The following is a 14033-nucleotide window of genomic DNA, read 5'->3' on the forward strand; positions in this document are numbered from 1 at the left end:
GCGCTCGCTAGGGAAACATCGCCTTCACCCGCTCGAGCAGCGAGGCGAAGCGCTCGGCGTTGAGGCCGCCCACGCCCACGCCCAGGACGAACGTCACCAGGATGAGGAGCAGCGTGCCCAGCGGAGAGCGCTCACCGCGTTGGTGCTGGGCCTGCGCCTGGGCCTGGGGACTGCCGGCAGGGCCTACAGTCTCCTCATCTGGGACGAGCAGTAGGATCTTGATGCCGCCGTAGAAGAGGGTCTCCACCAGCTCGTTGAGGAACCGGTCGTACTCCTCCTCGTTGATGTCGAGCTCGGCGTTGTAGCGGGCCTTGTGCCGCTTGGAGACCGAGGCGTAGTTGCGGAGCTGGGACTCCTTCTTGGAGACGTCCACCCAGCCGACCAGGACGGGCGGCGCGGACTCCAGCCGCGAGATGAGCGAGATGGGCTGCCGGGCATGGAGGCCGCCGGCGGTGCTGGGGCCATCCGGCTCGTCGATGCGCAGGCGGTAGGGTGCGGTGCCGTAGCTGCGGCGCGCGAACGTCGACTTGACCAGGTCCGCCACCATGGCGGCCTTGTTGGAGAACGTGGTGCGGATGGCCTCGCCATCGGTGGTCGGCTCGGCGGGCAGTGGCGGCGCGGAGGGCGTCAGGTGCGGCGCGGTGACGATGGGCGTCAGCGCCGGCGGCGGAGGTGGCACGTAGTTGGGCTGCGTGACGATGGGGACCTTGGGCGCCTGCGCCAGGTAGTGCGGCTCGGTGTTGATGGGCACCAGCACCGGAGGCCCATGCGGCGGAGACACCAGGGCCTGTTGCTGGCCCGAGGCGATGGGCGGCAGGGGCTGGGCCCGCGTGGGCAGCCGGGACAGCGCATCATCCTCGGACTCCCAGGGCAGGGGCGAACTCTCCGGAGGCGCCGCCCGCGTCACCGTGGCCTGAGAGCCTGACTTGCGAGGAACGTCGCGTGTGGCATCCGGCCCTGCGTCCTGCAGCGCCGGCCGCATCCCCGACTTGCGAGGAATGTCGCGCGTGGCATCCGGCTCCGCGTCCTGCAGCGCCGGCCGCGTCCCCGTCTTGCGAGGCACCTGCCGGGTGGAGTCGTCCGGCTCCTGGAGCGCGGGCCGCGTCCCCGTCTTGCGAGGAATCTGCCGGGTGGAGTCGTCCGGCTCCTGCAGGGCGGGCCGAGCCCCGGTCTTCCGAGGAATCTGCCGTGTGGAGTCGTCCACATTCTGCAGGGCAGGGCGGCTCCCCGTCTGCTTCACGGGAATCGGGCGGGTGGGCTCGTGCGGCTCCTGGGTGTCCGGGTCCGGGTAGGTGCCGAGAGGAATCTTCCGGGGGACAGGAGGTGTCGCGTCGTCCACGCCCTGGCCGATGGGCACGGGCCCGGTGAGGGGGAGCAGCTGGGTCGAGTCCCGCTGCGGATCCCATGACGGCTCGTCTGGAGGCGACTCCGCCTCCTCCTCCTCGGGAGGTTTGACGCGCGTCTCCTCCGTGGACAGCACCGGGGGGAGTGAGCCCCTTTGCTTGTTCGCCATGGAAAGTCCCTTCCCCATCGTGCAACGGACCCAGGCGGGGGTCCAGTGGCCACGGGACAAACGCAGGTTCTACCCTGGGTTGAAGGCCGTGGCGCGAATCTGGCACTGAACGGTCAGGCGCGCCCGAGACCTCCCGTCCAGGGCCCCCCGAAGGATGGCCTCGCGCCGTCCTGCGACCGCGGCTGCTGACCCGAGGTCCCCCTCCCTTCGTTCACGTCCCCCCGTTCCCTTTCGGGCACGGGGCCACTTCCGAGTAGGGTCATGCAGCCGAACTTGAATCGGCTCCTCCGGGCGCTCGCCCGCGAGGGGCTCGAGGTGACCTATGACGGTCGCCTCTATACGGTCCGCCTCCAGGGTGATGCGAATGCGCCGCCCGCCGAGGTTCTCCTCCCGCCGGACCTGCCCGTGGAGGGCAAGGCCTTCCGGCAGCTCGCCCACCTGGCCGCCCTGAAGCACCCGCGCGGCGGCGAAGTCCTGCGCGTGCGCGCCACCCCTGACTTCCACCCGGGAGACTCCGGCGTGGCCATCGGCTCGGTGCTGCACACGCGCGGCTTGGTCGTGCCCGCTGCGGTGGGCACGGACATCAACTGCGGCATGCGCCTGCACGTAGCGGATCTGAGCGTGGAGGACTTCCTCTCCCGCCGGGACGCCTTCGTGGAGCGCATGAAGGGTCACTACTTCTTCGGCACGCGGGACGTGGCCATGTCCTCGCACGCCGCCGAGGCGCTGCTGCGCGACGGTATCCCCGGCTGGCTCCTGGAGACGATGGAGCACCCGCTGGGCTGCGCCGTGAAGGCGGACCTGGGGCAGCTGGATCGCGAGTCCACGCGCATCCACCTGGGAGGCTCGCTGGAGGGCGATCCGGCGTGGGCGCCCTCGGGGCTGGTGAAGCCGGGGGTGGTGCGGGATGCGGGGCTGGCGACCATCGGTGGAGGCAACCACTTCGTCGAGGTGCAGCGCGTGGAGGCGGTGACAGACCGGGCGCGGGCCTGGGAGTGGGGCGTGCGCGAGGGCCAGCTGGCGTTCATGATCCATTCGGGCTCGCGCGACGTGGGCAAGCACGTGGGCATGGCGTGGCTGGATCGGGCCCGCGAGGCGTGGCCGCAGGGCGCCTCTTTCCCCGAGAGCGGCATCCTCCCGCTGGCGGATCCGGAGCTCGTGGCGGAGTACCTCCGGGCCGAGGCCACTGCGGCGAACTACGCCTTCCTGAACCGGCTGCTGCTGGCGGAGCTGCTGCGGCACACGCTGCGCGAGCTGTTCGGGGACGTGGAGGCGCCGCTGGTCTACGACGTGCCTCATAACATCACCTTGCCGTGGGAGGGCGGCTGGCTGGCGCGCAAAGGGGCCTGCCCGGCCGAGGCGGGCCAGCCAGTCATCATCCCCGGCTCGATGGGAGCGGCGTCCTACCTGATGGTGGGCTGCGGAGACGCGGCGGCGCTGGCCTCGGCCTCGCACGGGGCAGGGCGGGCGCGGTCGCGCTTCTCCATGGCGCGGGGCGGGGCGGATCACCGCGAAGCGGCGCTGGGGCTCACCGGAGTGGACTGCATCACCCTGCGCCAGGAGCGCCGCATCGAGGAGGCTCCCGCCGCGTACAAGCCGATTGGCCCGGTGGTGGCCGCGCAGGTGGAGGCCGGCATCGTCCGCGAGGTGGCGCGGCTGGCTCCGCTGCTGACGTTCAAGGCCTGAGGCCGTTTATTCCTTGGCGTCAGGAGCGGGTGCTGTATGGAATGAACCCCAAGAGGTCGCCGGACCGTCGGCGGCCGCTTCGACACGGAGTCGAAGGGAGGGGAATCATGGAGAACGTCAATATGCCGGGGGCCGCGGGGGGAGGGAACGCTCGGGAGCAGGTGAACGTGCCCGCCATTCTGCTGATGGTGGTGGGAGGCCTCACCATCCTGTCCGCGTTGTGGGGGCTGGTGCAGGCCGTCACCGGAAGCAACGCCTCGCAGATGGCCGAGGTCCTCAACAATCCGGACATTCCGGAGCAGTTCAAGTCCTATATTGGCACCGCGAGCAAGATCGGGCCCTTCGGCAGCCTGTTCCAGCTCGTGCTGGGCGGCCTCACCGCCTTCGGCGGGCTGAAGATGAAGAACCTCGAGAGCTACCCGCTGGCGATCGCGGCCTCCATCATCGCCATCATCCCGTGCTTCGGCTCGTGCTGCTGCACGGGCATCCCGGTCGGCATCTGGGCGCTGATCGTCCTGAACAAGCCCGAGGTGAAGTCCTCCTTCCGGCCGTAGCGCGGCACCTGGCCGTTCACCGGCTCAAGGCTCGGGGCGAGGCGCGCCAAAGGCCTCTCCCCGGCGCCCGGGCCGGAGCTCCGAGGCGGCGGGCCGAGGCTTGCGCATCCGCAAGCAGGCCAGATGCACTTCGGGGGTGAGGATGCGGTGGGCGCGGTGGAGCCGGACGTAACCCCGCTCGTGGTAGAAGGTCTCTGCGTTGAGGCTGGCATCCAGGCTCATGGCGGACGCGCCCGCCTGCCACGCCAGGGTCTCCAGCGAGGCCAGCAGTGAGGAGCCCACGCCATGGCCGGCCTCCTCGGGGGCCACGTAGAGGGCCTCCAGCTCCCCGAGCAGCGGCTCCAACTGCCCGAAGCCCACCAGGGTCTGGCCGCGCTCGGCCAGCAGCACGGTGCGCGGCTGCTCCGGGCGCAGGTACCCGTCCGGGCGCAGCAACTCCACCCACGTCTTCACCTCGTGGGGAGAGTAGGCGCCCTGGCAGAGCGCCGCCACCGAGCGTGAGTGGAGCCGCCACAGGGCGCGGCGGTCCGCCTCGGTCGCCAGGCGCAGGCTGGGGCCGGGCCCTCGTCTCACCGGGCCCTCACGACACCTTCATGCCCTTGGGAATGACGACCACGCCGTCCGAGGTGACGTGGAAGCGCCGCTTGTCCTCCTCCAAGTCATGGCCAATGGTCATCCCCGGCGGAATCTCCACGTTCTTGTCGATGATGGCGCGGCGGATGCGGCACCGCCGCCCGATGGAGACGTTCTCGAAGAGGATGCTGTCCTGCACCTCCGAGTACGAGTGCACGCGCACCTTCGGAGACAGGATGGAGCGGTTCACCGAGCCGCCGGAGATGATGCAGCCCTCGGACACCAGCGAGTCCGTGGCGTTGCCCACGCGCTTGTTCTCCCGGTCCGCGAAGACGAACTTGGCCGGCGGCAGGTTGTGCGCCGCGGTGTAGATGGGCCACTTGTCGTTGTAGAGGTTGAAGATGGGGTCCACCTCGGCCAGGTCCATGTTGGACTGGAAGTAGACGTCGATGTTCCCCACGTCCCGCCAGTAGCCGCGCTCCTTCTCCTCCTGGCCCGCCACCCGGTTCTGCGCGAAGTCGTACACGTAGACAGGCGCCTTCTTGTACAGCTCGCTGATGATGGACTTGCCGAAGTCGTGCACGCTGCCCTCGTCGGCGGCGTCCCGCACCACCTCCTGCACCAGCACGTCCGTGGAGAACAGGTAGTTGCCCATGGAGGCCAGGCACATCTTCGGGTTGCCCGGCATGGGCGGCGGGTTCTTGGGCTTCTCCAGGAACTGGAGCATGCGCCCATCCGGCCCCACGTCGATGATGCCGAAGTCCTTGCCCTGCTCGATGGGCACGGGAATGGCGGCCACGGTGCAGGCCGCCTTCTTGGCCTGGTGGAAGTCCAGCATCTGCCGCACGTCCATGCGGTACACATGGTCCGCGCCGAAGACGAAGATGAAGTCCGGCTCCTCGTCGGTGATGATGTTGAGGTTCTGGTAGATGGCGTCCGCGCTGCCCTTGTACCAGTCCATGCCGGTGCGCATTTGCGCGGGCACAGACTCCACGTAGTGGCCCAGGAACGCCGTCATCCGCCACGCGCGCGACAGGTGGTTGTTGAGCGAGTCGCTCTTGTACTGCGTGAGCACCTTCATCCGGTACACGCCGGAGTTGACGAAGTTGGAGAGAACGAAGTCGATGATGCGGTACCGCCCGCCGAAGGGAACGGCGGGCTTGGCGCGCTCACGGGTGAGCGGCTCGAGCCGGGTGCCTGCACCACCTGCCAGAATCATCGCCAGCAGCTTTGCCATAGTGGCGCGGGACCTTAATCGTGCTCTTGGGGCCGACAAGGCCGCCCGCGCCGCTCCGAGCGCGTTCGTTGAGTGCCGAACCGCCCCGTCGTCCCTGTGTGGCCAGTGGGGAACGCCCGTCTCCGACCTGGGTGCTACCGGGAGGGCCAAAAGGAGGGGGTAGGGACGTCCCACACCTGGCCCTCCTACATGGCATTTCCCGGGTGAAGCGTGCTATTCCTACTTTGCAATGGCAGCCGACGAAACTCGGGTCACTAAAATCTCTTCGGTCAATGTACGGAACGCGGCCAACAGGGATTGCTGCCTCGTCCAGATTCACGGGCCGGAGCTGGGGAAGAAGTACGTGCTCGAGGACATCGAGTACACCATCGGCCGGGACGAGGCCTGCAACATCCAAGTGGAACTGGACAACGTGTCCCGCCGCCACGCCCGCGTGAGCACCAAGCAGGGCCGCATGTTCGTGGAGGACTTGGGCTCCACCAACGGCACCTACCTGAATGATCAGGAGGTGCTCAGCCCGCAGCCGCTGCGCAGCGGAGACCTGGTGAAGGTGGGGGGCTCCATCTTCAAGTTCCTCGATGGCGACAACATCGAGACGCAGTACCACGAGACCATCTACACGCTGACGATCGCGGACGGTCTCACCGGGGTGAACAACAAGCGCTACTTCCTGGAGTACCTGGAGCGGGAGATGGGGCGCTCGCACCGGTACCACCGGCCGTTGACGCTGATGATGTTCGACATCGACCACTTCAAGAAGATCAACGACGTGCACGGTCACCTTGCGGGTGACTACGTGCTGCGCGAGCTGGCGCAGTCCATCAAGCGGCTGGTGCGGCGCGAGCAGTGCTTCGCGCGCTACGGCGGCGAGGAGTTCGCGCTGGTGATGCCCGAGGACGGGCCGGACAAGGCGAAGCTGTTCGCGGAGAAGATCCGGAAGATGATCGAGGAGAAGACCTTCGTCTTCGAGGACAAGGAGATCCCGGTCACCATCTCGATTGGCGTGGCGGAGATGGCCTCGGACATGACGGAGCCCACCCAGTTCATCAAGGTGGCGGACGCGAACCTGTACCGGGCGAAGAAGGCAGGCCGGAACCGGGTGATCCCGTAAGGCATGGCCCAGCACTCTCCCTCTCGGCTGGCGCGGTTTCTGTTCATCGTCCTGGGGCTGCTATTGCTGGGCGCGGCGTGGGTCTGGCCGCTGCTGCCCCGGCGCGAGGGCGCTCGGGTGGACGCGGGCAACGGGCTGGTGGGCGTGCTCACGGAGGGGTACGCGTACGCGTGGGTGCTGAAGACGCCTCACGGCGCGGCGCTGGTGGATGCGGGCGCGGATCCGAAGGGCACGGAGCTGCTGGCGGAGCTGGCCAAGCAGGGCGTGGCGCCGGAGCAGGTGCACACGGTGCTGCTGACGCACGGGCACCCAGACCACTGGGCCGCGGCGCACCTGTTCCCGAACGCGCGGGTGGTGGTGGCGGCCTCGGAGCTGCCGCTGCTGCGCGGGGAGTACGCGCAGAAGAGCCTGGTGGGGAAGATGACGCGCTCCCTGGCGCGGCCGCCGCTGCCCTCGAAGCTGGAGCCGGCGGAGGACGGGAAGGCGCTGGACGTGGATGGGGAGCAGATCCACGTGTTCCTGGTGCCGGGGCACACGCCGGGCAGCGTGGTGTACCAGTGGAGGGACGTGCTCTTCCTGGGGGACGTGCTGGTGCGGAACAAGAAGGGCCTGGCGCCCTCGCCGGGCATCTTCTCCGAGGACAACGCGCTGAACCGCCAGTCGCTCGAGAAGCTGCGCAACGTGGACTTCGCCCGCGTGGCGGATGGGCACGCGGGGCTCACGGTGGATGGGCGCGAGCAGCTGCTGAAGGCGCTGAAGTAGCGGTGCCTTTCAACGGCCCATGAGCCGCGCGAGCACCTCGGCACCGCGGAGCACGACATCCGGCGGAGAGCAGGTGAAGCAGAGCCGCACGTGGTGGGGGAAGGGACCGAAGTTCATGCCCGGAGCCAGGAGCAGGCGCTGATCGACACAGCGCTCCAGGAAGCCCAGGAGCCCGCGCTCGTCCAGGTGCGGGGCCACGTCCACGAAGAGGAAGGTGCTGCCCTGAGGGGGAGGGACTCCGAGCCGCTCGGCCACCTTGCGGCCGGTGTCCGCGTACTGCGCGGCAGCCTGAGCGGCCCACTGAGGACCAGGGCCCTGCAGCGCGCGGAGCCCTGCGAGCTGGGCGGCAGTGGGGGCGCTGTAGAAGGAGTGCGTGCTCACCTTGCGCAGCTGGGCCACGGCGTCCTTGGGGCCCACGGCCCAGCCGCAGCGGTTGCCCGCCATGCCGTAGGCCTTGCTGAAGCTCCAAGTGGCCAGGGTGCGCTCGGGAGCGAGCGCGAGGGTGGACACGTGCTCGCCCTCGTAGACGTAGTCCTCGTAGACCTCGTCCGAGAGGATCCACAGGCCCTCGCGCCGGGCGAGCTCAGCGAGGGCCTCGACCCAGGCGCGGGGAAGCACCCGGCCGCTGGGGTTGTTAGGGGTGTTGAGGTAGAGCGCGACGGTGCGCTCGGTGATCCGGGCCCGTACGGCCTCCACGAGCTCGTCAGCGCTGCTGGCCTCCAGGAAGGGCACGGCCACGGGCACGCCATGGAAGGCCGTGACGATGCCGGCGATGAGCGGCCAGTAGGGGGCGAGCAGGAGGACCTCCTCGCCGGGAGCGACCAACGCGCCCACCATGGCGCCGAGCGCGCCGGTGGCACCGGTGGTGACAAGGACCTGGGAGCGCTCGATGGCGACGCTGGAGCGTGCGCGCACGTGCTCGACGATGGCGTCCCGAAGGGCGGGGTGGCCCTCGACGGCGGAGTAGCGGTGGAGGCCGGGGAACTCCGAGGTGCGGAGGTCCTCCATGCGGCAGCCCTCGGGAGGCTCCATCCACGTGTCGCCGATGTAGAGCGGATACACCTCGCCCTGCTGGCGGGAGAGCCGCTCCGCGAGCGTGCTGTACACGGAGCCGGGCATCCCGGTGACGGAGGGCGCGTAGGTGGGGTGGCGCGGCATGGGAGTCTCAGGCCGTTTGTCAGGTGGATAACCGAGTCAGCGGCCTTTCTCACTCGGAGGGTAGCGGTTGGGAATCCGACGTCAAAATGTTGAGGAACGACCGCTTGTCAGCCTCGAAAGGCGCACTTGAATTCCTCCAGAAGTCTTCTCACCACCGGTGTTCCTGGCTTCGACTCCCTCCTGGGGGGCGGCATTCCCGTCCGCCAGTCGGTCTTGATCACCGGCCAGCCCGGCACGGGCAAGACGGTTCTCGCCAGCCAGATTGCCTTCCACCACGCGGCGCAAGGCACCCCCGTGGTGCTGGCCACGACCACCTCCGAGTCCCAGGCCAAGCTGCTCGAGGACCTCTCGGGGTTCTCCTTCTTCAGCCGGAAGAAGCTGGGCGAAGAGCTCTTCTTCCTCAGCATCTACGCATGGCTCAAGAAGGGGCCTCGCGAGGCGCGGGAGATCCTCATCCACACCATCCGCGAGCGCAAGGCGCGCTTGCTGGTGGTGGATGGGCTCCGCTCGGTGCGGGATCTGTGGCAGGACGAAGCCAAGCTGCGCGAGTTCTTCTACGAGCTCTCGGTGGGGCTGGCGACGGTGGACTGCACCGCCCTCTTCATCACCGAGTACCCGCTCTCCAAGCTGATCGACTTCCCCGAGTCGACCACGGTGGATGGGGTCATCTCCCTCACCTTCGACGAGGGCCCGGGGGGGCGTGTCCGGCGCGCGGAGGTGGTGAAGCTGCGCGGCATGAAGCACCTCCACGGCCGCCACCTGATGAAGATGGATGGCACCGGCGTGCGCATCCTGCCTCGCACCGAGGCAGTCACCCAGCCGGATCTGGACTTCATCCCGCCGGAAGGGCGCGCCGGTTTCGGGCTGCCCGAGCTCGACCGCCTGTTCGACGGGGGACTGCCCCAGTGCAGCGCGGCGCTCATCGCGGGGAGCACCGGTGTGGGCAAGACGCTGCTCGGACTGCACTTCGCGGCAGCGGGGGGCCGCCAAGGTGAGAAGGCCCTGGTGTTCTCCTTCTCGGAGCCCTCGGCGAGCCTGACCGCCCGGGCGCGGCGGGTCAGCCTCGAGCTGCAGCCGCTCATCTCCTCGGGGATGGTCCACCTGCGCTACGAGCCGTGCTTCGAGATGGAGGCGGATGAGATCGCCGAGCTGCTCCTGTCCGAGCTGGAGCGGATCGGGGCCCGGCGCCTGGTGCTGGAGGATGTGGAGACGCTCGAGCGTGCGCTGGATCGGCCCGCGCGCGCGCGCTCCTTCTTCGGCGCCCTGCTCATCCGGCTCCGGACGATGGGCATCACCTCGCTGTTCACCCGGAAGATCTCCAAGGTGATCGGGCCGGAGCTGGACTTCAGCGACTCGCCCCTGGCGAACATCGCCGAGAACCTGCTCTTCCTGCGCCATGTCGAGCTGCGCGGCCGGCTCTACCGGGTGATGTCCATCCTCAACCTGCGCAACAGCCGGTACGACCCGACCCTGCGCGAGTTCGAGATTCGAGACGAGGGCCTCCGGGTTCTGGATCCCCTTCACTCCGCCGAAGGTCTCTTGACGGGGATGGCACGCCCGGTCGGGGCGAGCCGGGAGCCCGTGCTGCCGTGAAGGTGGTCTTGGTTGTCGATGATGAAGAGGCGCTGTTGGAGGTGTTCGCGTCCGTGGTCAAGGACCTGGGCCACACAGTCCTCTGCGCTCATGCGGGCGACGAGGCGCTGGGCCTGGCCCAATCCCACCAGCCGGACCTCATCATCAGCGACCACATGATGCCGGGGTTGACCGGGATGGAGCTCTTGCGCTCGGTGCGTAGAGACGAGCGGCTGGCGTCCACGCCCTTCATCCTGATCAGCGCGGCCCTGCCGCAAGGGGCCGACGAGGCCAACGCCTACCTGGCCAAGCCGGTGTCTCTGGAGACGTTTGAGCGGATGGTGGAGGAGGGGTTGCGCGCTTCCATGGGGAGGCCCGAGAGGCCTGCGGGCCTGCCGCTGACGCAGGCTCCGGAGACAACGATGAACCTCGCGCGCGCGGAGATGATGAGCTGGGTGGCCCACGAGATCAAGACACCCCTCAGCTCGGCGCGGCTGAACCTGGAGCTGATGCTGCGGCACCTGAGTGGGGAGACGGCGGACGCGCAGAGGCGGCGGGGCACGGTGGCGCTCCATCAGTTGGACCGGATGTCCACCCTGGTCAGCTCGGTGCTCGAGGCCTCGCAGCTGTCCGATGGGCGCATCAAGCTCCAGCGCGAGCCGTGCGAGCTCAGGTCCTTTCTGCAGGGCGTGGCGAGCTACTGGCGGGACACGCGGCCCGAGGCCGAGCTCCTCGTGAAGCTGCCCGCCGAGGCGGTGACGATGCAGGCGGATGCCGAGCGGCTGCGGCAGATCCTCAACAACCTGATCTCGAACGCCGTCAAGTATGGAGGGACGCCGGCGCGGGTGGAGCTCGCGTTGGAGCTCTCTCCGGGGCGGGCCGTCATCTCGGTGACGGACCATGGCCAGGGGATGGACGCCTCCGAGCTGCCGCGGATCTTCGACCGCTTCCACCGCGCGGTGGGCAGTACGGGCCAGGGGCATGGGCTGGGGCTCTACATCGCATCGGCGCTGGCGCAGCTGCATGGGGGCTCGTTGCAGGTCCACTCACAGCGCGGCGAGGGCTCCACCTTCACCCTCTCCCTTCCGTTGGGGCGCTGAGCCCGGGGCCGCCCTCGCGCTCACCCGTGAGCAGGTCGAGGGGCGGGGCGAGGAGGCTCCAGGACTGCTGAGGCTTGAAGCTCGCCCAGGGTTGCTGGTGGTACCCGAGCGTCAGCTGGAGGAGGGCGCGAGGAGGCAGGAAGAGCACGCGCTGCCCGCGCAGGAAGTCGCGGGTGCGCTCCATGGCGGACTGAAGCGCCGCGCGGCTCTGGCCCAGCACGAGGACGGAGGAGCGCCCGAGGTGGGGCCACGTGCCGATTCCATTCATCCCTTCAGGATCGATCACATCGGGGCGGACGCTGTCCGCGGGGAGAAGCGCCTGAGGAATCCAGCAGGCCGTCAACGTATGCACCTCCACTGCGCCGGGTGGAACCTGCCGCAAGAAGGGGGTGAAGGCTTGCGAGGTGGGAGGGATTCCGGGGGGACCGTAGCCGGTGCGAAGCTCCACGAGCTTGAGGCGCTCCGGAGGGAATCCCGCAGCCGTCACTGCCAGGGTCCAGGTGGGGCCACCCCATCCGCTGCGGTCCTGGAGTTGCGCCAGGGCGGGGTAGAGCTCGGCGGGGGCTCCGCCCTCATTGCGGAAGTGGAGCTCGAGCTTCACGTCGGCTAGCGCGTCGGCGGGAAGCCGTTGAGGCGTCACCAGGGCTTCGAGCGCGAGCCGGGGCGGGACACGGCGTGCCAGGCTCAAACGCGCCAGGAGGCTTGACGGGGGCCGCTCCTCGACAGGGAGCGTGGCCGGAACGCGGGGCCGCTCCTCTTGGATGTGAGCGGCGGTTCGGGTCGCGTCGAGGAGGGTCCGGACACGCTCGGCCAGCCCATCCAGATCTGCGCGAGAGATGGGGTTCGTAAGCGCGAGGGTGAGGAGGCCGTGCTCGAGTGGGTCCTGGTGCAGGGGGAGCTGCAAGCGGCGGGGTGGGGTGAAGGGGGCCTCGCGCGCATGGGTAGGGCGAGCGGGCTGAGCCTCGGGAAGGATCAGCTCGTCGCCCCCTGTGACGGAGGGCTGCGCGGCTTGAAAGGGCGCGAGCGGTAAGCGGCCTTCCGCGGACAGCTCGGAGAACAGCTCATCGAGAGGTCCGAGGGACGCGTTCACCCAGCGCTCATAGGGGCGGTTGGCACTCGCGAAGTAGTCGCGGATGGTTCTGGAAGGATCCTCACCCGGCAGCGTCGCCACGTTGACGCGGACGCCGCTCTGCAACTCGAGGACATAGAATTCGGACACGCGACTCGCGCCAGCCTGACCGCTCATGCCCGGCAGCGTACCTGGGGGCTACGCTCACGTCATGGTGACCTGCTCTCCGCTTCGCTGGATGTGGCTGCTGGTGACTGTGGCGCTGTCGGCCTGCGCAACGGCACGACCGGCCATGTTCGAGGAACCTGGCTGCGAAGGAGCTGCCGAGGCCGCGCACTTCGAGGAACTGTGCACCGAGGAGCGCAGCGTGGTGGCGCTGTGCGCAGGCGAGCAGTGTGGGGTGTACCGGTGCAAGGAGGTGATGGAGGGCTCAGCGGCGGGGGTTGTGGTGCTTGCCCGAGGCGGGATGGCGGTGCTGCCCAGCCCGCAGGCAGGTGCTCAGCGCTACTGGGGCAGCGCACAGGAGTTGCCGAAGGACACCCGGCCCGTCTTCATCATCCCCTGGAGGCACAAGCCACCGCTGCTGCCCAGCCAGCAGCAGATGTTGGACGAGGCGGCGAAGGAACGGCGCAAGCCGCACGAGCAGCACCACATCTTCCCGCGGGCATTTCGGGAATGGTTCACCGACAAGGGGATCGACATCGACCAGTACGTCATCCCGCTGGAGGTAGAGAAGCACCGGAGCATCCATCGGGGGGCGAAAGGGGGCCCGTGGAACGCGGCCTGGGAGAAGTTCATCGAAGCCAGACGCGGAAAGCCAGTTCCTGCGCAAGAGATCCACCGGTACGCTGGACAGCTCATCTACGAGTTCCAGCTGTTCGGACCCGTGTTGCCGTTTTCGAAGCAGCCGCCACCGCTGCCCGCGGGGTATTGAAGAGCCATGCGCTTCTACTGGCTACGCGCCGTCCCTGAGCCTCGCTACTCCGGAGGGCATGATTACGGACACAAGTGGGGCCTGCCAGGGACACGTTGCCCAGTGTGCGGTGTCAGCGGAGCGGTGACAGGAGACGCCTACCCCTCGGTGGACCTGTCCCATCTGCCCCCCGAAGAGCAGAAGAAATACTTGCCGCGTTTCGAGCAGGACTACGCGGAGTTCGAGCGGTTGCGAGAACAGGTACGTCCGCTGGTACCCCCAGGAGTTCATCTGTGGCCGGGAACCAAGTTTGGCCCGATGAACGGCACTGCCCGGGGGGATTTTGGCCCGCTGGTGCTGCATCACCCGTGGACGCTGTTGATGCGGCGTGAGCCTCTGGAGCTGCTCCAGGCCGAGGGACTCAGCGGCTTGAAGGGATGCCGCACGGCCTTGCGCTTCCGCAAGAAGAACCCACCGGAGTTGTTGGAACTGGAGCTATTGCCCCGGGGCAAGCTTCACCCGGACTATCTGCTGGAGCAGCGGCCACCTTGTCCAAGGTGCGAGAACGAACCCGTGGAGGCTCCGGAGATGCCTACCTTGGACGCAAACTCCCTCCCACAAGACCTCGACGTGTTCCGCTTCGCGGATTTCCTGACCATGATCATCGCCACCGAGCGCTTCGTGGAAGCGGTGCGGCGGTTGGGCTACGAGCAGGACATCCTCTTCCGCGAACTTCCAGTGCACGGCCCGTAGCCCTCGGCTCAGGTGTGAGAGGTGCGCCTCGG

At 68.5% G+C, this 14033-nt stretch carries 13 protein-coding genes; 8 read left to right on the forward strand and 5 right to left on the reverse strand.

Annotated features, from left to right (window positions below):
• Positions 1 to 7: 7 nt before the first annotated feature.
• The gene (locus DB31_RS20950; protein WP_052420140.1) at positions 8 to 1513 is read right to left on the reverse strand and encodes a hypothetical protein; all 1506 of its coding nucleotides are present in this window, start codon (positions 1511 to 1513) and stop codon (positions 8 to 10) included.
• A gap of 261 nt (positions 1514 to 1774) precedes the next feature.
• Between DB31_RS20950 and DB31_RS20955 the strand changes: the two genes are divergently transcribed.
• Entirely contained in the window at positions 1775 to 3199 is a 1425-nt protein-coding gene (locus DB31_RS20955) for an RtcB family protein (RefSeq protein WP_044190673.1), read from the forward strand.
• 107 nt (positions 3200 to 3306) lie between these two features.
• Entirely contained in the window at positions 3307 to 3753 is a 447-nt protein-coding gene (locus tag DB31_RS20960) for a hypothetical protein (protein ID WP_044190675.1), read from the forward strand.
• Positions 3754 to 3777: 24 nt separating this feature from the next.
• Here the strand turns inward: DB31_RS20960 and DB31_RS20965 are convergent, their stop codons facing one another.
• Complete coding sequence (locus DB31_RS20965; RefSeq protein ID WP_044190677.1) at positions 3778 to 4326, reverse strand: GNAT family N-acetyltransferase; 549 nt, start codon at positions 4324 to 4326, stop codon at positions 3778 to 3780.
• Between the two features lie 7 nt (positions 4327 to 4333).
• Positions 4334 to 5563 carry a glucose-1-phosphate adenylyltransferase gene (gene glgC / locus DB31_RS20970; protein ID WP_044190679.1) on the reverse strand — a complete coding sequence of 410 codons (1230 nt, stop codon included), beginning with the start codon at positions 5561 to 5563 and terminating at the stop codon, positions 4334 to 4336.
• A gap of 229 nt (positions 5564 to 5792) precedes the next feature.
• Between glgC and DB31_RS20975 the strand changes: the two genes are divergently transcribed.
• Positions 5793 to 6674 carry a GGDEF domain-containing protein gene (locus DB31_RS20975; RefSeq protein ID WP_044190681.1) on the forward strand — a complete coding sequence of 294 codons (882 nt, stop codon included), beginning with the start codon at positions 5793 to 5795 and terminating at the stop codon, positions 6672 to 6674.
• A 3-nt stretch (positions 6675 to 6677) separates the two neighbouring features.
• Positions 6678 to 7436 (forward strand): MBL fold metallo-hydrolase, encoded by a 759-nt coding sequence (locus tag DB31_RS20980; RefSeq protein WP_240486792.1) that lies wholly within the window; start codon positions 6678 to 6680, stop codon positions 7434 to 7436.
• 9 nt (positions 7437 to 7445) lie between these two features.
• On the opposite strand, the gene DB31_RS20985 is transcribed toward DB31_RS20980, so the two are convergent.
• A complete protein-coding gene (locus tag DB31_RS20985) occupies positions 7446 to 8594 on the reverse strand; it encodes a pyridoxal phosphate-dependent aminotransferase (RefSeq protein ID WP_044190683.1) in 1149 nt (382 codons plus the stop codon).
• A 126-nt stretch (positions 8595 to 8720) separates the two neighbouring features.
• Here DB31_RS20985 and DB31_RS20990 point away from each other — a divergent pair, with 126 nt between their 5' ends.
• Together DB31_RS20990 and DB31_RS20995 are read left to right on the forward strand one after the other, a co-directional pair.
• Positions 8721 to 10187 carry an ATPase domain-containing protein gene (locus DB31_RS20990; RefSeq protein WP_044190685.1) on the forward strand — a complete coding sequence of 489 codons (1467 nt, stop codon included), beginning with the start codon at positions 8721 to 8723 and terminating at the stop codon, positions 10185 to 10187.
• The gene (locus DB31_RS20995) at positions 10184 to 11266 is read left to right on the forward strand and encodes an ATP-binding response regulator (protein ID WP_044190687.1); all 1083 of its coding nucleotides are present in this window, start codon (positions 10184 to 10186) and stop codon (positions 11264 to 11266) included. Before DB31_RS20990 ends, DB31_RS20995 begins: the two co-directional genes overlap by 4 nt.
• On the opposite strand, the gene DB31_RS45015 is transcribed toward DB31_RS20995, so the two are convergent.
• A complete protein-coding gene (locus DB31_RS45015; RefSeq protein WP_052420141.1) occupies positions 11238 to 12485 on the reverse strand; it encodes a hypothetical protein in 1248 nt (415 codons plus the stop codon). The two genes, DB31_RS20995 and DB31_RS45015, sit on opposite strands and share 29 nt — an antisense overlap.
• Positions 12486 to 12546: 61 nt before the next feature.
• Here DB31_RS45015 and sitA6 point away from each other — a divergent pair, with 61 nt between their 5' ends.
• Both sitA6 and sitI6 read left to right on the forward strand, forming a co-directional pair.
• A complete protein-coding gene (gene sitA6 / locus DB31_RS21005) occupies positions 12547 to 13269 on the forward strand; it encodes a SitA6 family polymorphic toxin lipoprotein (protein ID WP_052420142.1) in 723 nt (240 codons plus the stop codon).
• Between the two features lie 6 nt (positions 13270 to 13275).
• Entirely contained in the window at positions 13276 to 14001 is a 726-nt protein-coding gene (gene sitI6 / locus DB31_RS21010) for a SitI6 family double-CXXCG motif immunity protein (protein ID WP_044190689.1), read from the forward strand.
• Positions 14002 to 14033 lie beyond the last annotated feature (32 nt).

Origin of the sequence: Hyalangium minutum (assembly GCF_000737315.1) — a bacterium.
GTDB classification, from domain to species: Bacteria; Myxococcota; Myxococcia; order Myxococcales; family Myxococcaceae; genus Hyalangium; species Hyalangium minutum.

Coding starts and splice junctions, on each gene's coding strand:
- DB31_RS20950 (WP_052420140.1), bottom strand. CDS start 1,513: ATGGCGAACAAGCAAAGGGGCTCACTCCCCCCGGTGCTGTCCACGGAG.
- DB31_RS20955 (WP_044190673.1), top strand. CDS start 1,775: ATGCAGCCGAACTTGAATCGGCTCCTCCGGGCGCTCGCCCGCGAGGGG.
- DB31_RS20960 (WP_044190675.1), top strand. CDS start 3,307: ATGGAGAACGTCAATATGCCGGGGGCCGCGGGGGGAGGGAACGCTCGG.
- glgC (WP_044190679.1), bottom strand. CDS start 5,563: ATGGCAAAGCTGCTGGCGATGATTCTGGCAGGTGGTGCAGGCACCCGG.
- DB31_RS20975 (WP_044190681.1), top strand. CDS start 5,793: ATGGCAGCCGACGAAACTCGGGTCACTAAAATCTCTTCGGTCAATGTA.
- DB31_RS20980 (WP_240486792.1), top strand. CDS start 6,678: ATGGCCCAGCACTCTCCCTCTCGGCTGGCGCGGTTTCTGTTCATCGTC.
- DB31_RS20985 (WP_044190683.1), bottom strand. CDS start 8,594: ATGCCGCGCCACCCCACCTACGCGCCCTCCGTCACCGGGATGCCCGGC.
- sitA6 (WP_052420142.1), top strand. CDS start 12,547: ATGGTGACCTGCTCTCCGCTTCGCTGGATGTGGCTGCTGGTGACTGTG.
- sitI6 (WP_044190689.1), top strand. CDS start 13,276: ATGCGCTTCTACTGGCTACGCGCCGTCCCTGAGCCTCGCTACTCCGGA.